General features: G+C 42.6%; 9 protein-coding genes. All 9 read left to right on the forward strand.

Going from position 1 to position 22264, the window contains the following annotated elements; all coding sequences use genetic code 11:
• The first annotated feature begins 1 nt into the window (after nt 1).
• Entirely contained in the window at nt 2-1384 is a 1383-nt protein-coding gene (locus NXV01_RS08775; protein WP_148366493.1) for a hypothetical protein, read from the forward strand.
• 20 nt (nt 1385-1404) lie between these two features.
• The gene (locus NXV01_RS08780; protein WP_259022201.1) at nt 1405-3723 is read left to right on the forward strand and encodes a GH92 family glycosyl hydrolase; all 2319 of its coding nucleotides are present in this window, start codon (nt 1405-1407) and stop codon (nt 3721-3723) included.
• 50 nt (nt 3724-3773) lie between these two features.
• Entirely contained in the window at nt 3774-5165 is a 1392-nt protein-coding gene (locus NXV01_RS08785) for an alpha-L-fucosidase (RefSeq protein ID WP_195648595.1), read from the forward strand.
• A gap of 162 nt (nt 5166-5327) precedes the next feature.
• Nucleotides 5328-8081: a GH92 family glycosyl hydrolase gene (locus NXV01_RS08790; protein ID WP_259022202.1), complete on the forward strand. Its 2754-nt coding sequence runs from the start codon at nt 5328-5330 to the stop codon at nt 8079-8081.
• Between the two features lie 202 nt (nt 8082-8283).
• The gene (locus tag NXV01_RS08795; RefSeq protein WP_259011352.1) at nt 8284-12237 is read left to right on the forward strand and encodes a helix-turn-helix domain-containing protein; all 3954 of its coding nucleotides are present in this window, start codon (nt 8284-8286) and stop codon (nt 12235-12237) included.
• 282 nt (nt 12238-12519) lie between these two features.
• Nucleotides 12520-15657, forward strand: coding sequence for a TonB-dependent receptor (locus tag NXV01_RS08800; RefSeq protein ID WP_148366489.1), 3138 nt, complete (start codon nt 12520-12522; stop codon nt 15655-15657).
• 27 nt (nt 15658-15684) lie between these two features.
• Entirely contained in the window at nt 15685-17310 is a 1626-nt protein-coding gene (locus NXV01_RS08805; protein ID WP_148366488.1) for a RagB/SusD family nutrient uptake outer membrane protein, read from the forward strand.
• A gap of 307 nt (nt 17311-17617) precedes the next feature.
• Nucleotides 17618-19903: a GH92 family glycosyl hydrolase gene (locus NXV01_RS08810; protein WP_148366487.1), complete on the forward strand. Its 2286-nt coding sequence runs from the start codon at nt 17618-17620 to the stop codon at nt 19901-19903.
• A 6-nt stretch (nt 19904-19909) separates the two neighbouring features.
• A complete protein-coding gene (locus NXV01_RS08815; protein ID WP_259022203.1) occupies nt 19910-22252 on the forward strand; it encodes a GH92 family glycosyl hydrolase in 2343 nt (780 codons plus the stop codon).
• Nucleotides 22253-22264: the final 12 nt, after the last annotated feature.

Consider the following 22264-nt stretch of genomic DNA (forward strand, 5'->3'; position numbering starts at 1 on the left):
CATGAATAAATTATCATATATATACGGTGTGTTGTGTATGTTCCTCTTATGGGGATGTAATACAATTGATTTGAGTGACGTAGGATATGGCGAGAGTGATCGGTTGAAGTCATCGGATGTGAAAGAAGTACTTTATAATGCGTCAGAGGGTTGTTGGATAACTGAATGTGAGGGACGTGAATTCTTCTTTCAGTTTAGCAAGGATGGAACGGTAATTCTTGATTCCGATTTCTTGGAACAAGCAATAGAAGTGAAGACTACTTTTGCAACAAGTGGTAAAGCGGTAGAGTTGACCATTGATAAATGTAATGTTCATTTTCAAAACTTAAGTTCGGAATATGTGGATACGAAATTTATGATCACTGAAGTTCCGGCAGTAGACGCTACTAGAGCAGAGGAAAGCACTAAACTGATATTGGTCGGTGTGGCTACCGGCAGAAAGATGGAGTTGCATACGGTGGCGAAAAGTTATATAGAGACTAAAGTGGCACCTAAAGCGGAGTTTACAGAATTATTTGCCAAGAACCTATTGGATAATCAAGTGATTTGTGATGCTTCCGGCAATCTGATTGGCTATTATAGTTTAGCATTGGCTGGTGTTTCAGATATTTCTGTAAAGATTGTTACGCTTGAAAATAAGAGTGGAAATGATGTGAACGGGCATACACAATATTACGAATCAATGCTGGTAAAAGAGGGAAAAGTATTTAAATTGGAAACTCCGGTGGAAGGAATCAAGGCATTGGATGGAAACACTTATGCGTTCAAAGCCATAGATTGTAGTGGCGAAACGGTGGCTGTTGAAGGAATGTCCGGTGTGACATTCATTTCCAACAAGGATGCTGTAACTGATTTTGATTATGTGACGGCAGGCAAAGAATTTTCATTCTGTAAGGAGCAGAATAAGGGTGCTGCCTGTGATGAAATCTGGGAATGCACGAAAGGTTCTTTCACAGATGGCGGCACTATAGCGGACATCAACCTAATGAAATATGACTATGGATGGAAAAATGCGGATTGCACGCAGCGTCCGTTGGTTATTTGGTCGTGGTGGTTTGCGAACCTTGCTTTTAGAAGTAGCGAGCCGGGAGCTAATATCCGAATGAATAATGTTGATAAGGATTGGATACATTTCACCAATTTGTCGGGTGAAGGTGAAACTTGCGGTGGTGGAGCGATGAACCCCAATCAAGTAAAAGATATGAATGCATACACCAAACCCTTGTTGGATACTTGGTTCAATGAGAAAGGACTGTTTGTGATTCGTTACGACCGCTTGAATGTAGCTGGTGATAATAAATTCTACATTTACTTGTTGTGTCCGGATACAGGTGCTACCGAGAACGGCGGTATGTGGATGAAGATGCAGAGAAAGGAAGAATAATAAAACCTACTTTTTAGATTGTGAGAACAACGAAATACATACTTTGTCTTATTGTTTTTACCGCCCTCTGCGGGAATGGTGTAGGAATGGCAGCCGATAAACATTTGTCTCGCTATGTCAATCCGTTCATCGGAGCAAGTACCAGTATGGAATTGGCCGGAAGTTATCATGGATTGGGAAAGACTTTTCCGGGAGCAACCACCCCTTTTGGGGTGGTTCAGGTAAGTCCACAGACGATAACTGGAGGCGACCACGCACCGGGTTATAGCGACGAACATCGAACGATAGAGGGGTTTGCCTTTACGCAAATGAGCGGAGTGGGTTGGTATGGTGACTTGGGCAATTTGCTGACCATGCCTACTACTGGTAGGTTTCAGGTCATTGCCGGTCGCGAAGACGGCTCCATACAGGGGTATCGCTCTGCTTACGATAAAGTGACGGAAAAGGCTTCGGCTGGATACTACAGCGTGGCTTTGACCGACTATAATATTAAAGTGGAAACTACAGCCGCTCCGCATTGCGGTATGCTTCGGTTCACTTATCCTGAACATAATCAGTCGCGCATACAGATAGATTTGGCGCGGCGTGTGGGTGGTACTTCTGTGGCTCAATATGTACTGGTAAAAGATGAACACACCATCTGCGGATGGATGAAGTGTACACCCGAAGGAGGTGGTTGGGGTAATGGCTGGGGACAAGCTAACTACACCGTTTACTTTTATGTCGTGTTCAGCAAACCGCTGCGGGACTACGGTTTTTGGAGTGCTGACATCCCCGATGGATGGAGCCGCAGAAACGGCGATGTGGTGAGCGTGCCTTATCTGACACAAGTGTCGAAAGCTGTCGTTACCAAAGGCGGGCGTGAGATGGAAGGCAAGCACATCGGCTTCTTTACGGAGTTTATTACACAGGCAGGCGAGGAAGTGACGATGAAGGTAGGTATTTCGTTTGTTGATATGGACGGTGCGGAACGCAATTACCGCAGTGAAATAGCCCAAAAGGACTTTAATCAAGTGCGCAAAGAAGCTGTGGCAAGTTGGGACCGTCAGCTTTCGCGAATGGAAGTGAAAGGGGGAAGTGAAGATGAAAAGACAATATTCTATACGTCCCTCTATCATACCATGATTGATCCTCGTATTATAGCTGATGTAGATGGACGTTATACGGGAGGAGATGGAAAGATACATCGCAGTAAAAGCTTTGCCAAACGTACAATATTCAGCGGTTGGGATGTATTCCGTAGCCAATTCCCTCTTCAGACTATTATCAACCCGCGCATGGTGAACGATGAAATCAACTCGTTGGTGTCATTGGCCGAAGAGAGTGGACATGAATATTACGACCGTTGGGAGTTTCTGAATGCTTATAGCGGTTGTATGATTGGCAATCCGGCGATATCTGTATTGACGGATGCCTATCTGAAAGGTATCTGTCAATACGATGTGGAAAAGGCCTACCGTTATGCCTGCAACACCGCCGAACGTTTCGGCAATGGTGAGCGAGGATACTCGGTGATGAGCGTGTCGAAAACGCTGGAGTATGCTTACTTTGACTGGTGTCTTTCGCAGTTGGCAAAGGCTTTGGGATATGAGGCAGATGCGGCATTTTACGAAAAACGGGGGCAGAATTATCGCAATACGTTCAATCCGGAAGTGGGATGGTTTTACCCGCGTCAGGAAGACGGTGCATACGCCCCTTGGCGTGACGATGCGCGCACAGCCTACAGTTTCGGCTGCGAAGAGTCTAACTTGTATCAGCAGGGCTGGTTTGTTCCGCATGACGTTGATGGCATGGTGCAGCTCATGGGCGGCAAGGAGAAGGCATTGGCAGAGCTGACTGCGTTTTTCGACAAGACTCCCGAGAGTATTCGCTGGAATGATTACTATAATCATGCCAACGAACCGGTGCATCTCGTACCTTTCCTGTTCAACCGCTTAAATGTTCCTTGGTTGACGCAGAAATGGACACGTCACATCTGTGAGAATGCCTACCGCAACTCGGTAGAAGGAATGGTGGGCAATGAGGATGTGGGACAGATGTCGGCGTGGTATGTATTGGCAGCAACAGGCATACATCCCTCTTGTCCGGCGACAACGCGCTACGAAATCACTAGTCCCGTGTTCGACGAAGTGCGTATCCGGCTCGATAGTACTTACTTCAAAGGAAAAGAGTTTGTTGTCCGGACCCGCAACAATTCGAAGACGAACTGCTACATACAGCGTGCCCGTTTGAACGGTAAGGAGTATAATAAATGTTACATTGATTTTAAAGATATTGTAGCGGGCGGAACGCTCGAACTGATAATGGGAGATACGCCCGGATTTTTTTTAAATAGCTAAATAACCGATAACAAATTATTAATGTATAACTACAAAAAACAATGAGAGTCATGAAAAAACTTTTCGTACTTATCTATTTGTGTATGGTTGCAGCACTGCATACCAATGCTCAAACCAAATCACTACACCAATTACAACAGGAGTTTGTAGATCTTCGTTGTGGTATGTTCATTCACTTTAACATGCCTACTTTCTTCAATGAAGATTGGCCGGATCCGGATGCTTCTCCTGAGCTTTTCAACCCTAAAAAAATGGATTGCAAACAATGGGCAAAAGCTGCAAAATCAGCTAATATGACTTATGGCTGTTTGACTACTAAGCACCATAGTGGTTTCTGTATCTGGGATACAAAAACTACTGATTACAGTGTAATGAGCAGTCCTTTCAAACGCGATGTAGTGAAAGAATATGCAGATGCGTTCCGTGCCGAAGGGCTTGGAGTGATGCTTTACTATTCTATTCTTGACACGCATGCTCGTTTGCGTCCAAAATGTATCACGCCGAAGCATATTGAGATGATTAAAGAGCAGCTTCGCGAGCTTTTGACAAACTACGGTGAAATCAAAGCAGTGATTATTGATGGTTGGGATGCTCCTTGGTCACGCATCTCTTACGATGATGTTCCTTTTGAAGATATTTATCGTTTGATTAAGTCTATTCAACCTAATTGTCTGGTGATGGACTTGAATGCTGCAAAATATCCTACTGAAGCTCTGTTCTATACTGATATCAAGTCATATGAACAAGGAGCCGGACAGCATATCTCAAAAGATACAAACCGCTTGCCTGCATTGTCTTGTTTGCCGTTGCAACAGAATTGGTTCTGGAAAGAAAGCTTCCCGACAACTCCGGTGAAATCTCCTGCACAAATGGTAAATGATAATATTATTCCGATGGGAAAAGCTTATTGTAACTTTATCCTGAACGTGGCTCCCAACAGAGATGGGTTAATAGATGCTAATGCTCTGAAAGCATTGAAGGAGATTGGAAAACTCTGGAAGAATGATGGACATATTGCCGATGTTCCTCAAGCGGATAGTCCCATTATTTCTTCCAATATAGCTAAATATCAACCGGCAGAAGGTACATGGAGTAATGATTATGCTATCATGGATTTTGCTAATGATGATGATTTTGGTTCTTGCTGGAATTGTAATCAAGCTGTAGATGCTCCTTGGTATTCGGTTACGTTTGAGCGTGAGAAGCCTTTCAATATGATTGTTATTACTGATCGTAATAATGACCGTTTGCAGGAATATAGTCTTGAATATCGTACGGGTAATACTTGGAAAACATTGTTTGAAGGTAAGGCTCCTACTTCTCAACGTGTGAAAATTCACCGTTTTGACACTGTATGGGGAGATGCGGTCCGTATGAAAGTGCAGAAATCGAATGGGACTACTTCAATTGCCGAATTTGGTGTATATTGCGAACGAAAGTAATTTCGTTACATCAGATATTGTTTGAAGTTTAAATTGAATAGAGGGTTTCTTCTGTCTCTGATGCATGATTGTTGCGGCCTGACAGCTCCGGGAATCATGTATCAGACAGGGGAAATAATAGTGAAAGATTTATTAATGTATAATCAGTAAGCATATTTATTTATGGCTATATTACGATTACCATCTCTTCTTATTGCATTATTCTCTGTTTGTGCGATGTATGCTTCTCCATATAATATAGCACCGCAAAGCCGGGTAAGTGCATCTTCTGTACTTGATGAATTTCACAAAGCGGAAAATGTGACCGATCAACTGATTCGTATCGCAGGAAAGGGGGAATGGGCTTCTAAAAGTACAGAAACTTTCTGGGGGGCAATAGACTATCCTTGGATTCAATTGGATTGGGAACAAGAGGTATGTATTGATAAGGTGGTATTGTATGATCGAGCGGATGAGAAAACACATACAGCAAGCGGCATTCTTCACTTCAGTGATGGTAGTCGTATTAATGTTTGGGAAATCGCTAATGACGGCAGGCCTAAAGTTGTAACATTTCCGGCACGGAAAACTCGTTGGCTTCGTTTTGAAGTGACCGATGGAGACGGAGAACATCTTGGTTTGTCTGAAATAGAAGTTTATCCGTCTCCTGAAGATTATAAGGACTATGTTTCTTGGGTGGATCCTTACATTGAATCGGCTCGCGGACGGTATTTTTTCTTTATCACAGGTAACCAACCCTTTGGCATGATCGGGGCTGCACCTTTAACACGTAATAAAAATCAATATGGTGGGGGATATAATTATAATTCCACAGAAGTATTGGGATTTCCGCAAGTGCATTGTTGGATGTTGTCGGGACTTACTCTCATGCCAACAACCGGACAGGTTGACCCGACATTGGGAGAGCAGCATTGGAAATCGCCGTTTAGCCATGAAGGGGAGATCGTTCAGCCGGGATATCATCGTCTTTATCTGGAAAAATATGATACATGGGTAGAACAAACAGCAACAGATTATGCTAGCTTTTACAGGCTGACATATACTAAGGATTGTGAAGCGGAAATCTTACTTAATTTAGGTGGATATGTAGGGACATCTACTATGGTCAATGCACAGGTAAAACGTAGCGGCCCAAATGAAATCAGCGGTTCTTTTGATACGATGGGGCGGTTATGGGGAGGTCCTGATGTGGTCAGGATATTTTTTGTTGCTGAATTTGACCGACCATTTAATGTGTTGGACGGATGGGCCGGAGCTGATTATAAGCATGATGTGTATGAAATACAAGGTACTACCGACAGCAAACCGCAAGCTGCAGGGTGGTCTTATTATGATGCGTCTACATCAGGTGTTTCTGCCAAATATAAAATGGAGGCAGGAGATAGGTTGCAGATTAAAATGGCTATTTCTTATGTCAGTGTAAATAATGCGAAAGAGAATCTGAAGCAAAGCTGTAATCATTGGAATTTCGATCGTATATGTCGGGAATCACAGACGGAATGGAATGAATGGTTAGGTAGGATAGATGTAAAAGGAGGAACTGATGTACAGAAAAGGAAGTTTTATACAGATTTGTGGCATACGCTTTTAGGGCGTCACAAAATAGATGACTTTAACGGCGAATATCCGGATTATACACAAGGTGTGCGTCAGGGAGCACATACTTTACAGGCACGAATGATTGTGAAGCAGCTCCGGAAAGATAAGAACGGACAATCGGTACATCATATGTATAATTCTGACGCTTTTTGGTTGACTCAATGGAATCTGAATACACTTTGGGGGATCGCTTATCCATCTGTATTGGATGATTTTGCAGCTTCCCTGATCGAATATGATTTGAATGGCGATTTGTTGCCTCGCGGTCCTTGTGCCGGCGGATATTCTTACATCATGAGCGGATGTCCTGCCACATCGCTTATCACAAGTGCATATCAGAGGAATATTATTCATAAATGGTCGCCTAAAGCCGGTTATAAAGCGATGAAAAAGAATCATGCTAAAGGTGGTATGTTAGCGTTGGACATGAATAAAGAATTGGACTTTTATGTTCAATATGGTTATTGTCCGGACAATGCGGGGCTGACTATACAATGGGCATTCGAAGATTGGGCTTTGAGCGAAATGGCTGCTCGTATGGGAATGAAGAAAGATTATACTTATTATCGTAAACGTTCATCAGGATGGCCGGCTTCTTTTAACAATGAAAAAAAATTAATCTTGCCGCGGCGCAAAGACGGCAGTTGGTTACATACTGACTTGACGAGCGGTGTCGGATATATAGAAGCTAATGCATGGCAGGCCACTTTCGGCCTTTCGCATGACATTCCTCGACTGGCAGAGTTGATGGGAGGGAATGACAGCTTATGTTCTTTACTGAATGATGCTTTTGAGCAATCGGCCCCTATGGATTTTGTATATGGCTATGGAAGTGGAACCGTCAGTTATGCCAACCAGCCGGGATGTTCTAATGCCCATGTTTTTTCCCATGCCGGAAAGCCGTGGATGACGCAATATTGGGTGCGTAGGGTGAAGGAACAAGCTTACGGAGCTGTTACTCCGGATAAGGGTTATGGTGGTCACGATGAAGATCAGGGACAGATGGGAGGCATAGGAGTATTGATGGCAGTGGGATTATTCAGTCTTGACGGAGGTTCCCGGCAAAATCCGATGTATGATATTACTAGTCCTGTTTTTGACGAAGTGACTATACAACTGGATACTGCATATTACAAGGGGAGAACTTTCAAAATCAAGACATACAATAATTCTTCAAAGAATTGTTATATACAGCGTGCTCGGTTGAATGGTAAAGAATATAATTCTTATCAACTTCCTCATATGGTGTTGGAACAAGGTGGTGTACTTGAATTGTGGTTGGGGGATACACCCAATATGCAATGGGGGATATTGTAGTGAAATATTGATGGAATTTGTTTAATTGGGTGTATTAGTTTGTATGGAAATGCGTCTATTTGATAAAATAGATTGCATTTTCCGTATAAAAACGTATCTTTGTGTGAAGTGAATTAAAGACATCGATTATTAGTGGCAATTTTTTTTCGCGCAGCGAAACAAAACATATAAGCGATTGCCTAATATTTAATAGATGATATTAATGATTAACACAATGAAAATACGCTTGATTTTGTCTTTTGTTCTATTGATTTATTCATTGGTCTGTCAAGCAGATGGCGGTAAAGATACCTATATCTTCCGGAAAGTAGATTATCAGCAAGGGTTATCTAATAGTGCTGTACTTTGTCTTTTTCAAGACAATAGAGGGTTAATGTGGTTTGGCACATATGATGGTGTGAATTGCTATGACGGCAGAAATATGGAAGTTTTTCGTTCTGATTTTTCAGCCCAAAAATCTTTGAGTAACAATGTGATTCATTCTATTCAACAGGCGGATAATAATTGTTTGTGGATTTCTACCCATTTGGGAATAAATCGTCTTTCACTGGATTCGCGGCAAGTGGTCGGCTATTATGACTTTACAGATGATTATTATCTACATTCCAATTCTAAAGGAAACACATGGGTGGTGAGTCGTGATGGAATTTTCTACTATAATACATCTTATAAACGATTTGTAAAGATTAATAATCTGAAAGTCTCTGTTGAAGATATGGATAAACGGGCATTCGTAACGGATGATGGTGTCTTGTGGATTTTTATCCAGCATACAGGGGAATTGTTACAGGTTTCGCAGGATGCTTTTGATTGTGATACATTATCAATTTATTCAACTGTTTCATCTACCGATTTTCATGCGAACCCCATTATGGATGTCTTTTATCAGAATGGTGTTCTTTGTTTTATCGATAGTGAACATGATCTCTATGTTTATGATATTTCCCGACAATCTAAAATTTATATTCGTAACCTTTCTTCATTAGTGCAAAAGTATGGTACAATTGCAGGAATAGCTCTTTTCTATGAAGATATTATCATTGGTTTTAGGACGAATGGATTAGTCCGTCTTCGTACATCTCAGAAATATAAAGAAGAAGTGGTCGACCGGAATGTACGTATATACAGTATTTATCGAGATCCTCATCAGAATGTTCTATGGGTTGCTTCGGACGGGCAGGGAACGATTATGTATGCTAAGAAATACTCCATTGCCACCAATTTGATGCTTAATCAACTTTCGTCTAACTTGAGCAGGCAGGTACGTTCTGTTATGACAGACAATCGTGGCGGGCTATGGTTCGGGACGAAAGGCGACGGACTATTGCATATACCGGACTATCGTGAGAGTGAAGAGGCTTCCGCCGTTACAGTCTATTCTCCTGAAGGCAAGCAAAATGTGATGTCTTATATGCGGTGGAATAAAGAATTTCCCGTTTATAAATTGGTCCAAAGCCGTTATATGGATGGCTTTTGGATAGGCTCTGGTGATCCGGGACTTTTCTACTATTCTTTTGCTGATCAAGCTTTGCATTGTGTGGAAAACTTGCCGGCACAACCTACCGAAATTCATGGTATTGATGAGGAAAATGATAGTGTACTTTATGTGGTGACAGCCGGTTCCGGTTTTCATAAATTAATACTTGAGAAGCAGGCAGGTACCATTCGTCTCAAATCCCAGAAAAGCTATCATTTCTTTCATGGTCAGCGAGAAATTACAATGTTCTATCCAATGCTGGCCGAGGGAGATTCTATTTTGTGGCTTGGTAGCCGGGAGAAAGGACTTATACGGTTTGATAAGCGGACTGAAGAATATAAGGTGATTTCTTTGAAAGAAATGCTTCATAAGTCGGTAGACGATGTGCTTAGCTTGTATCGGACCAAAGAAGGGGTGTTGTATGTGGGGACAACATCGGGATTGGTATGTCTGAATTCTAATAGGGGCCAGATGAAAGCTACCTATATCGGGCGGGAACAAGGATTGCTCAATGATATGATTCATGGTGTACTCGAAGATGAAAACGGACTCTTGTGGCTTGGTACGAACAGGGGATTGATTAAATATAATCCGATAAACGGCTCATCACATGCCTACTTCTACAGTGCAGGTGTCCAGATCGGCGAGTTCAGTGATGACGCTTATTATATGTGTCCTTATACACGGGAACTTTTCTTCGGTGGGATTGACGGGTTGCTTTATCTGGATAAGGAGATGCAGGCTGCTCCGGAATTCTACCCGGATATTTTATTGCGTAAGTTGACGATTGGACATACGCAGGTGGTTCAGGAAAATTATTATACGGATGATGGTAAGGCGTTGCAGTTTAAAGGAGCGGAGGTTTCGTTTACGCTTTCTTTTATTGTGCCGGATTTTTTATCAGGAGAAGATATAGAATATTCTTACCAGTTGGAAGGATACGACAAAGACTGGACATCTTTCAGTAGTATTAATGAAGCCTCATATACGGGAGTGCCGGCAGGCGATTATCTCTTTAAGGTGCGTTATAAGAGAGATGTGTTTGATACAGAGTATCGTCATTTTTCTATTCCGGTGCATATTCTCTCTCCTTGGTATCGTTCAGCGCCGGCTTATTTTATTTATTTTATCATTTTCCTGTTATTGTTAGGGTACGTGATATATTTGCTTCGTAAAAACTACCTTCAGGAACGGATGATGAAAACACTGATGGGGACAGAACGTTGTCGGAAATCCGAAACTGCCTATACCGATCGTAGGGTACTTGAAGATTTTACCCTTATTTATAATTATTGCGACCAGTTGCGTGCAGAGAATCTTTCTTATGAGCAATCTCTTGAAAAGGTGTCATTGATACGTGAAACGGTGATGACCGCACTTCTTAATCCTGACACTCTGCATTTGGAAGAACTTAAACAATTCTTTCCGGATCGGTTTATTGTTTCTGCACGTATGAGTATACAAGGAGTTTCCCAAGAAGTATTGCGTACGTTGGAAGAACAAGGGATTGATCATTCTTCTATCACATCAGCGATCCCGGAACATATAACGTTTCCGGTTTACAAGAACGCATTGTATAGTATTCTTTATTGCTGCTACCTTCGTATTGCCGAAATGAAAGGTACATATGGGGTAATAGTAGACATGTCAGAACAAGATGGTAAGATGCAGTTGCATTTTTCTTCTAAAGACGTTACAGTGAAAGCGTTGTATGAATATCTTTCTGATAAAGCCTCTTCTGTAGCGGAGAAAGATGCCGATTATGTGTTTGGCGTACATTTACTATTAGGTTTTGTACGATCAGCCTTGGAACGGATTCATGCCGTTCTTCGTTATGATCATGATGAGAGTGGCAGTAGGTTGACGATTGTTTTTGAACCGGCGCTCTTACCAGTGACTGGTGAACAAGGGAAGAAAACAGTGCTTTTGCTGGAAGACAGGGACGAAATGACTTGGTTAATCAGTAATTTTCTGGCTGATGAATATGTGGTTCATCAGGTGAAGAGTGTGCAGCTTGCTTTTGAGGAAATTCGTCGGTCGGCTCCGGCTCTATTACTGGTGGATATGACAATGTATGCAAATGCTGAAAGTACTTTTATGGAGTATGTTAGTCGGAATCGTACCTTGCTTTCAAGGACAGCTTTTATTCCGTTATTAACCTGGAAAGTCAGTTCAGCCATTCAACGGGAGCTGATCTTGTGGTCTGATTCTTATGTTGTACTTCCTTATGATATATTATTCTTGCGGGAAGTTGTTCATAATGCTATTTATGGTAAACGGGAAGCGAAACAGATATATATGGAGGAACTGGGGGATTTGGCAGGCCAGATTGTCTGTACAACTACCGAACAGGCTGATTTTATTCGCAAGTTGTTAAAAGTGATTGAAGAAAACCTGGACAAGGAAGAATTAGGATCAACGTTGATAGCTGATCGTATGGCGATGAGTTCACGTCAGTTCTATCGTAAATTCAAGGAAATTTCCAATACAGCTCCCGGTGATTTAATAAAAAGTTACCGTATGGAAAAGGCAGCCCGTCTGTTACTTGATGAAGAACTTTCCATTCAAGATGTTATTATGGAAGTTGGTATTTCCAGTCGTTCTTATTTTTATAAAGAATTTACCCGTCGGTTCGGGATGACACCGAAAGATTATCGGGAACAGCGAAATGTACGCTGATTGTGCAGGCTAAATTCTTTTGTATAGGTGACTGATTGGGAAACACTGTCGTTTATTTGTTTGTCACTACCTTGTACTCTAAATCCTTTTTGTGGATTATATCTGATTGATTATCAGTGTATTGGTTTGTGCTCTAATCTGCCATTCTGTGCTTTAGGTATGTCTCTCTATTTTGCCGTTTTTTTGGCAAGGTAGAGCATTTGACTTTTATTTAAATAACCTTTATTTGCAGTGATCTTTTTAAAAGGAATTAACCTTATTACTAATCAAATTTAAGGAATTATGAATGGAAAACTAAAGTATCTTACCTTATTTGTAATGGGTATGATGTTGAGTTTGGGCATTAATGCTCAATCTGTAAAATCAATTTCCGGTACGGTAACCGATGATCAGGGAGAGGCGGTTATCAGTGGTACTGTAAAAGTTAAAAACGGTAGTACTGGAACAATCACTGACGTTAACGGTAAATACACCCTCTCTGTTCCTTCCAATGCTACCTTGGTATTTTCGTACATTGGTTATATTACACAAGAATTTAAAGTCTCGGAACTAAAGAGCAATGTTTTGAACGTAGTTCTGCAGTCGGATACGAAAGCGTTGGACGAAGTGGTCGTTGTTGGTTATGGTACGATGCGCAAATCCGACTTGACAGGTTCCATTTCCACAGCTAAAGGTAAAGACATGCTGAAAGCACAGTCTTTCAATGCGCTTGACGGATTGAAAGGTAAAGTGGCCGGTGTGAATATCTTCTCTAATACCGGTCAGCCGGGTGGAGAGTCACGTGTCATTATTCGTGGTATTTCTACCATTAACGCATCAGCATCACCGCTGTATGTAGTCGATGGAGTGGTAATGTCAAACTTCGAGTTACTTAATCCGAATGATATCGAATCTATCGAAGTGTTGAAAGATGCTTCCTCTGCCGCTATCTACGGTGCCCGTGGTGCTAATGGTGTTATCATGGTGACCACCAAGCGCGGTAGTGCGGGAAAAGGAGTCCATGTTTCCTATGATGGTTCATTGTCTATCGGTAAGATGGCCAAAAAAATAGATGTAATGGATGCTAACGAATGGATGTCTGCCTTTAAGCAGGGATTGGAAAATGCCAATGATTTCCAAGGTAAGAACTTCACAACCGATCTGTCTCAGATATTCACTGACGAACGTTTGTTCAATGCCGACGGTTCTCCGAAATATAATACCGACTGGCAGGATGAAGCATCCCGTACGGCAATTTCTCACAACCACCAGATCAGTATCCAACGTACGGGAGAAGGATCTTCTATCGGAGCATTTATCAATTATACCGATCAACAGGGTATTTTGCTGAACTCTTACTTCAAACGTATCAACGCAAAACTGGCATATGATGACAAACCGACAGATTGGTTGTCTACTTCCGTTAATTTGCTGGTGAACCATACTTGGGGTAACAGAACTTCTGATAACCCCTACGGACAAGGTGCATTGCGTACAATGATCGAACAGTTACCTTTCTTGCCAGTTAAGCTGGATGGCGAATATACGCAGACAAATATAATTAATACAAGTTCTATTCTCAACAATCAGACTGATCCTAATAGTGGAAAACAAGGTTTCAGCCCGGAAGGTGTAGGTAATCCTGTTGAGTTGCTCGAACGAATGCAGGCTATGCAATATCGTACGCAGATCTTTGGTAATGCGGCTTTGACTTTCCATCTCATGAAAGGATTAGATCTGAAAACCCAGTTCGGTATCGATTACCACAATAATCGCGACGCTAACTATACACCGTTCACTCCGCGTCCGATGATTAATCAGAGTACTGAAGGATCAGCTTCTGCAAGTAATTCCAATTCACTGTATTGGCAGGAAGAAACTTACCTGACTTATGTGAAAGATTTTAATAAACATCATCTTAATGCAATGGCAGGTATGTCTTGGCAGGAATATCGCTATACCTCTTTCAATGCTTCCGACAGTAAGTATATCGATGACTTCTACGGATATTATAATTTAGGTTCCGGTACGAACCGTCCTTCTGTTGGCAGTGATTACGACAAGTGGGCGATGAACTCTTATTTCTTGCGTCTGGCATATTCTTATGACAACAAGTATATGGCTACCGTAACCGGTCGTTATGACGGTTCTTCCAAATTCGGACAGAACAATAAATATGCATTTTTCCCATCAGTCGGTTTGGGATGGATGATTTCTAATGAAGACTTCTTGAAAGATAACTCATTGATCAGCAAACTGAAGTTGCATACTTCTTACGGTCTGACAGGTAATTCGGAAATCGGTACTTATAAATCATTGGCTACAGTGAGCCAGTCGAATACAATCATTGGTGATGCTCTGCACGTTGTGTCTTACTTGGACAATATGCCTAATCCGGACTTGAAATGGGAAAAGACCGGACAGTGGGACTTAGGATTTGAACTGGGGTTATTCAATAACAGACTGAATTTCGATATTTCCTATTATTATAAGTATACATCAGATTTGTTACTCGACCGTCCGGTTCCCGAATCAACAGGTTACTCTTCTATCATGGATAATATTGGAGCCGTTTCCAACCGCGGTGTGGATATTCTCGTTACAGCATATCCTATCCAAACACATGATTTCCAATGGACTTCCACTCTTAATCTGGGCTTCAACAAGAACCGTGTAGAGAAGTTGGATGAAAGTGCTTCTGTTGATCCTGTCACCGGTAAGCGTCAGATTACAACCGATGGTTTTGTTGGTTACGATATGTTGATTCGTGAAGGTGAAGAGCTTTCTTCTTTCTATGGTTATAAGCGTGCTGGTATCTATGATGGAATCCCGTCTAACTGGGACCCGGAGACAATGAACATACCTTCCACTATCGGTGAAAAGGTGACTTATAAGAAACGTGAAATTATCGGTAACGGTTTACCTGACTGGATGGGCTCATTTATCAATACCTTCAATTATAAAGGATTCGATTTGACGTTAGATTTCCAGTTTACATGGGGAGTAGATGTGATGCAAGAATATTATCACTCTACTGTAGCCCGTTTCCTTACCAATGGTATAGACCGTCTTTATAAAGAAGCATGGCATCCTACTCTCAATCCGTCGGGTAAAGAACAGGCAATCCGCCTGAACAACTTTGGTCAGGGAGCTAATAACCAAGCAGATGATGATTGGGTTTGCAACGGTTCTTATTTGCGTTGTAACATGATTCAGCTCGGATACACTTTCAATCCGACACTGGTTAAGAAGATCGGTCTTTCTTCGTTGCGCTTGTATGCGAATGTGAATAACGCATTCCTGATTACTTCTAAAGACTATAACGGATATGATCCGGATAACTCATCTCGTTTAGGTGACAACAAATGGGGTGCTAACCGCCAGTTCTTTACCTATCCGCGTCCGAGAACATTTACGTTCGGTCTTAATGTAGCATTTTAATTCACCGTTATAAAAACCATAAGAATTATGAAACTATTAAAAGTATATATATCTGCATTTTGCATGTGTTCACTTTCTGTGTTGCTGAATTCATGTGACGATTTTCTGAAAGAAGAGCCATTAGATATGAAGTCATCTGACCAGTTCTGGAAGACGAAAGCTGATGCGGAATCGGGTGTGAACGCATTGTATTTCGGTGGTGTACCTTATTTGCATAACACTGATGTAGGCGGTGGTTGGACTCCTAAAGCGACGATGTGGGGTGGTATCGTATCCGGATTGTATGTCGATAAACGTAAGGACAGAACATTTACTACAGCATCCGAAGGTTGTAATTTCAATATTGAATCTTTTGATGATATTGCAATGAAATATTGGCATGAGTTCTATAAAGGCATTTCACGTGCCAACTTTGTTATTGCCAATATTCCGTCAATGACTGGAGTGCTGGATGAAGCTACTATTAATAATTATGTGGCTCAAGGTAAATTCTTCCGTGCATACGGATATTTTTGGCTAGTCAAAGAATTTGGTGGTGTTCCTTATATTTCAGAACCTTACACTTCTACAGAAGGTATGTACAAAGAACGACTTTCTGCCGAAGAGATCTATAAGAAGATTGAAGCCGACTTGCTGGATATTGTCAATGGAGATGCATTGCCTAATAAGACGTTCTATGAAAATGGCTGTTATGTTACCAGGGCAATGGCGCAGACTTTGCTGGCACAGGTTTATCTGCAATGGGCAGGTGCACCGTTAAATGGTGGAGCAGACTATTATAGTAAAGCTGCACAGATGGCTTTGAAAGTGATCAATGACAGTCCTCATGGACTTATTCATCCGAATGGAACGACTGATGATTTGAACTCGGCATATAATGTGATCAAGACTACGAAAGAATCTGCTGAAATCATCTATGCTAAAGAATACAATTACACCAATTATAGTGTAGGCAACTCTTATGCTTGCCGTTCTATCGGAGCGGATGCATTTCAGTGGGGAGTATTCCATCCGGGAGGAGACGTGTTATATAATGCATACCTTCCCTGTGATATGTTGCTTAACAGCTATGATCCTGCTGATATTCGGGGACATGAGAAACAGTTTTTCTTTTGGGAATATACCGATGCTGCAGGGGAGACTCATACTTTGAACAATGCAGGCAACTGGGCATGGTTTGATGAAAATGCTTTGATTAGCGGTCATGACGGCGATTATAATATGCCAGTATTCCGTTTTGCGGAAGTCTTGCTGATTGCAGCCGAAGGTCTGGCACGTACAGGGCATGAAGATAATGCTGTCGGTGGCGCTAAATATTACCTCAACCAAGTGCGTAAACGCGCAGGACTGATGGATGAGACTGCTACAGGAGACAATCTGGTGCAAGCGATTTTGACTGAACGTCTGCATGAGTTGCCGTTGGAATTTAAGATTTGGGATGACATTCGCCGTACTCGTTTGTATCCGGAAGCATCTACTGAAACTGGAAAGTTGAAATGGACTGCCCTTTCATCTGCTCAGATTCAGAACAAGCCTGATGGAAGCACAAGAGCCGGAGCCATTCCTGAATATGCTTTGCTATGGCCTATTCCGTTGGATGAAATTCAGGCTAACCCAGCTTTGGAAGGACACCAGAACCCGGGATGGAATTAATCTGGTAATAATTAAATATTTGTTTCTGATAGAATTGGAGAGAGGGTAAAGGCTAATTATCCTCTCTCTATTGCTTAAACAGTTAGTCTTCCGGTTGTACTCTCGTGGTATGCACATAAATATTACATCTTGATTTCCAGTTATTTAACTTGTACTCTCGTTGACACTCGTTTCCTTTGGTTGACTATACTGCTATTTTTTCTTATTTTGGCGTATCAGAGGACTGATAATTGCTGAAAGATGCTTTAATTTGTAACGTAAAAAAAAGATTTTGATAATCTAGTATTAATAGCTTAATTCGTAGACCATGAATAAAAAGAAACTACTATCTTTCGCAATAGCCCTGCTATTGGGAGCTTCCTCTACCTTTGCGCAAAAGCAACCGGTAGACTATGTGAATCCTTTAATGGGGACTGATTCGAAAATATCACTATCCAATGGAAATACATATCCTGCCATCGCGTTGCCTTGGGGTATGAACTTCTGGATGCCACAAACCGGGAAGATGGGCGACGGTTGGGCTTACACTTATGCATCCGACAAAATCAGAGGTTTCAAGCAAACCCATCAGCCCAGCCCGTGGATCAATGACTACGGCCAGTTCTCAATCATGCCGATGACTAAGCAGTTGAAGATTGATCAGGACAGTCGTGCTTCCTGGTTCTCTCACAAGGCAGAGAAAGCCACTCCTTATTATTACAGTATTTATTTGTCCGAGTATGACATGACAACTGAAATAGCTCCGACGGAACGTTGCGCATATTTCCGTTTCACTTTCCCAGAAACTTCCGATGCCTATGTAGTGATAGATGCTTTCGATCGCGGTTCGTATGTGAAGGTGATTCCCGAAGAAAATAAAATAGTCGGTTATACGACACGCAATAGTGGCGGGGTTCCTCAAAACTTCAAGAATTACTTTGTAATAGAGTTCGACAAACCTTTTACTTTCAACAAAGTATGGGCAGATTATCATTTGGTAGAAACACATCTCGAACTGCAATCCAATCACGTGGGTGCTGCTATCGGTTTTTCAACGAAGAAAGGAGAACAGGTACACGCAAAAGTGGCATCCTCATTCATCAGTCCCGAGCAGGCGGAACTGAACCTGAAAGAAATCGGCAATAAGACCTTCGAACAGACAAAAGAAGCCGGACGTAAGGCATGGAACGATGTGTTAGGCCGTATCAAGGTCGAAGACAGTGATGAGAACCGTATGCGTACATTCTATTCTTGCCTGTATCGTTCAGTATTGTTTCCCCGTATGTTCTACGAGGTAAACGGCAAAGGTGAGACTGTGCACTACAGCCCCTATAATGGTGAAATTCGTCCGGGATATATGTTTACCGATACCGGATTCTGGGATACTTTCCGTTGCTTGTTCCCATTTGTCAATTTGGTATACCCTTCAATGGGCGAGAAGATGCAGGAAGGCCTGCTAAATACCTATCTTGAAAGCGGATTTTTCCCTGAATGGGCAAGTCCGGGGCATCGTGGCTGCATGGTTGGAAACAATTCAGCTTCTGTAGTGGCAGATGCTTTCATGAAGAATGTGACTAAAGCGGATGCGGAAAAAATGTACGAAGGTCTGTTGAAAGGAGCCAACAGTGTGCATCCGAGAGTTTCTACTACCGGACGCCGTGGATACGAATATTATAACAAACTGGGCTATGTGCCTTATGATGTGAAAATTAACGAGAATGCGGCACGCACATTGGAATATGCTTATGATGACTGGTGTATCTACCGTATGGGTGAAAAGTTGGGTCGCCCGGCAGAAGAACTGGATGTTTATAAGAAAAGGAGCCAGAACTATCGTAACTTGTTCGATCCGGAAACTAAGCTGATGCGCGGAAAGAACTCCGACGGAACTTTCCAGACTCCGTTCAATCCCTTTAAATGGGGAGATGCCTTTACGGAAGGAAATAGTTGGCACTACACCTGGTCGGTATTCCACGATGTACAGGGGTTGGTTGAACTGATGGGCGGTAAGAAGATGTTTGTCAGCATGCTCGACTCTGTATTCAATCTTCCTCCCGTATTTGATGACAGCTATTACGGAGGAGTGATTCATGAGATTCGTGAAATGGAGATCGCTAACATGGGAAACTATGCACATGGTAACCAGCCTATCCAACATATGATTTATTTGTATAATTATGCTGGTGAGCCGTGGAAAGCCCAATACTGGCTGCGTGAGACAATGAACCGCCTCTATCTTCCCACTCCGGACGGTTATTGCGGAGATGAAGATAATGGCCAGACTTCTGCGTGGTATGTCTTTACCGCATTGGGTTTCTATCCGGTATGTCCGGGCAGCAATGAATATGTGATGGGAGCTCCCTACTTCAAGAAAGCGACAATTACGCTGGAGAACGGTAAGAAACTGGAAATCTCCGCTCCGAAGAATAGCGATGACAATCGTTATATCCGTTCGTTGAACTACAACGGCAAGAACTATACGAAGAATTACCTGAACCACTTTGATTTGTTGAAGGGCGGGCGTCTGATGTTTGATATGGATAATAAACCGAATAAGGGGAGAGGTGTCAACGAATCAGACTTCCCCTATTCATTCTCTCGTGATGCAAAGTAAGCAGATATGAATAATATGAAAAAGAAAGTATTGATGATGACTATGGCGGCGGCAACTTTGTCCGCCATAGCGCAACAACCAGTGGACTATGTGAATCCGATAATCGGTACCAACGGGATGGGGCATACCTTTCCCGGTGCTTGTACTCCTTTCGGATGGGTGCAGTTGAGTCCGGACACAGATACAATTCCGCATAATGTGAATGGGGCTTATCAAAAAAATGCTTATGAATATTGTGCCGGTTACCAGTATCGGGACAAGACCATTGTCGGTTTCAGTCACACCCATCTTAGCGGCACGGGACATTCCGATTTGGGAGACATCCTGCTGATGCCCGCTGTTGGCGATGTGAAGTTGAATCCCGGACGGGCGAATCATCCGGAAGAAGGATACCGTTCGCGTTTCGACCATGCCACAGAAAAGGCTGTTCCCGGATATTATGAAGTGATGCTGGACGATTATGGCATTAAAGCCCAACTGACGGCGACACAACGGACGGGTGTACATAAATACACTTTCCCAAAAGGAAAAGACGGTCATCTGATTCTGGACTTGGTGCATGGTATTTATAATTATGACGGCAAAGTGCTGTGGGCGAATCTAAGGGTGGAGAATGATACCTTGCTGACTGGATACCGTATTACCAACGGATGGGCTCGTACCAACTACACTTATTTTGCTATCTCGTTCTCGCAGCCTGTCAGAGATTATGGATACAAAGATAAGGAAAAGTCTCTCTACAATGGCTTCTGGCGTCGCTTCAGTCTGGAAAAGAATTTCCCGGAGATCACCGGTCGTAAGATCGTAGCTTATTTTAACTTCGATACCGCTAACAACCCGGAACTGGTCGTAAAAGTGGCATTGTCAGCAGTCAGTACGGAAGGTGCGGTCAAGAATCTGCGTGCCGAAACTTCCGGAAAGAACTTCGAACAGTTGGTGGAAGCTGCCCGTACAGATTGGAATAACGAACTGGATCATTTCGAGATCGAAGGTACGCCCGACCAGAAAGCGATGTTCTATACTTCCCTTTACCATACCATGATTAATCCGTCTGTATATATGGATGTAGACGGTTGCTATCGCGGCTTGGATCATAACATACACCGGGCGGAGGGATTCACCAACTACACTATATTCTCTCTTTGGGATACCTACCGTGCGGAACATCCTTTCCTGAATCTGGTGAAACCGGGACGCAATGCCGATATGGTGGAATCCATGATTAAACATGAGCAGCAAAGCGTGCACGGAATGTTGCCGGTATGGAGCCTGATGGGAAATGAAAACTGGTGCATGAGCGGTTATCATGCCGTTTCCGTGTTGGCGGATGCAATAGCCAAAGGTGTTTTTTCGAATGTGGACGAAGCATTGGCGGCGATGGTGAGCACCTCCACCGTTCCATACTATGAAGGTGTAGCCGATTATATGAAGTTGGGATATATTCCGCTAGACAAGAGCGGTACGGCAGCCTCTTCCACTTTGGAGTATGCATATGACGACTGGACTATCTATCAGACAGCTTTGAAAGCAGGCAACAAGGAAATAGCGGAGGCTTACCGGAAACGCGCCCTCAATTATCGTACGATCTATGATACAAGTATTGGTTTTGCCCGTCCTCGTTATAGTGACGGTTCTTTCAAGAAAGAGTTTGATGTATTGCAAACCTACGGTGAAGGTTTTATCGAGGGCAATTCATGGAATTTCTCTTTCCATGTGCCGCACGATGTGTTTGGCATGATCGATTTGATGGGGGGAGAAAGGACATTCGTGCAGAAACTGGATGAACTGTTCTCCATGCATTTGCCGGAGAAGTACTATGAGCATAATGAAGATATTACAGAAGAGTGTCTGGTAGGCGGATATGTGCATGGTAATGAACCGAGCCACCATGTGCCTTATCTATATGCATGGACTTCCCAGCCGTGGAAAACACAGTATTGGCTGCGTGAGATTCTAAATAAGATGTACAAGAATGATATTAACGGATTGGGTGGAAATGATGACTGCGGACAGATGTCGGCATGGTATCTTTTCTCCGTGATGGGCTTTTATCCGGTTTGTCCCGGTACGGACCAGTATGTGTTGGGAGCACCCTATCTGCCTTATCTGAAGCTGACGCTTCCTGACGGAAAGACACTGGAGATCAAAGCGCCGGGTGTTAGCGACAAGAAACGTTACGTACAGTCGCTGAAGCTGAACGGCAAGGTATACGACAAGATGTATATTACACATGAGGACATACTGAAAGGAGGCGTGCTGGAATTCAAGATGGGCGCGTCACCTAACAAACGCCGTGGATTATCACCGGAGGATAAACCTTATTCATTAACTAACGGAATCAACAAATAATCAATAAAGGAA

This window comes from Bacteroides sp. BFG-606 (genome assembly GCF_024788145.1).
Taxonomy (GTDB): domain Bacteria; phylum Bacteroidota; class Bacteroidia; order Bacteroidales; family Bacteroidaceae; genus Bacteroides; species Bacteroides vicugnae.

Bases quoted from the DNA above. Each gene is read 5' to 3' on its own strand.
- NXV01_RS08785 (WP_195648595.1), top strand. From the start codon at position 3,774: ATGAAAAAACTTTTCGTACTTATCTATTTGTGTATGGTTGCAGCACTG.
- NXV01_RS08815 (WP_259022203.1), top strand. From the start codon at position 19,910: ATGAATAATATGAAAAAGAAAGTATTGATGATGACTATGGCGGCGGCA.
- NXV01_RS08810 (WP_148366487.1), top strand. From the start codon at position 17,618: ATGAATAAAAAGAAACTACTATCTTTCGCAATAGCCCTGCTATTGGGA.
- NXV01_RS08805 (WP_148366488.1), top strand. From the start codon at position 15,685: ATGAAACTATTAAAAGTATATATATCTGCATTTTGCATGTGTTCACTT.
- NXV01_RS08800 (WP_148366489.1), top strand. From the start codon at position 12,520: ATGAATGGAAAACTAAAGTATCTTACCTTATTTGTAATGGGTATGATG.
- NXV01_RS08775 (WP_148366493.1), top strand. From the start codon at position 2: ATGAATAAATTATCATATATATACGGTGTGTTGTGTATGTTCCTCTTA.
- NXV01_RS08790 (WP_259022202.1), top strand. From the start codon at position 5,328: ATGGCTATATTACGATTACCATCTCTTCTTATTGCATTATTCTCTGTT.
- NXV01_RS08795 (WP_259011352.1), top strand. From the start codon at position 8,284: ATGATTAACACAATGAAAATACGCTTGATTTTGTCTTTTGTTCTATTG.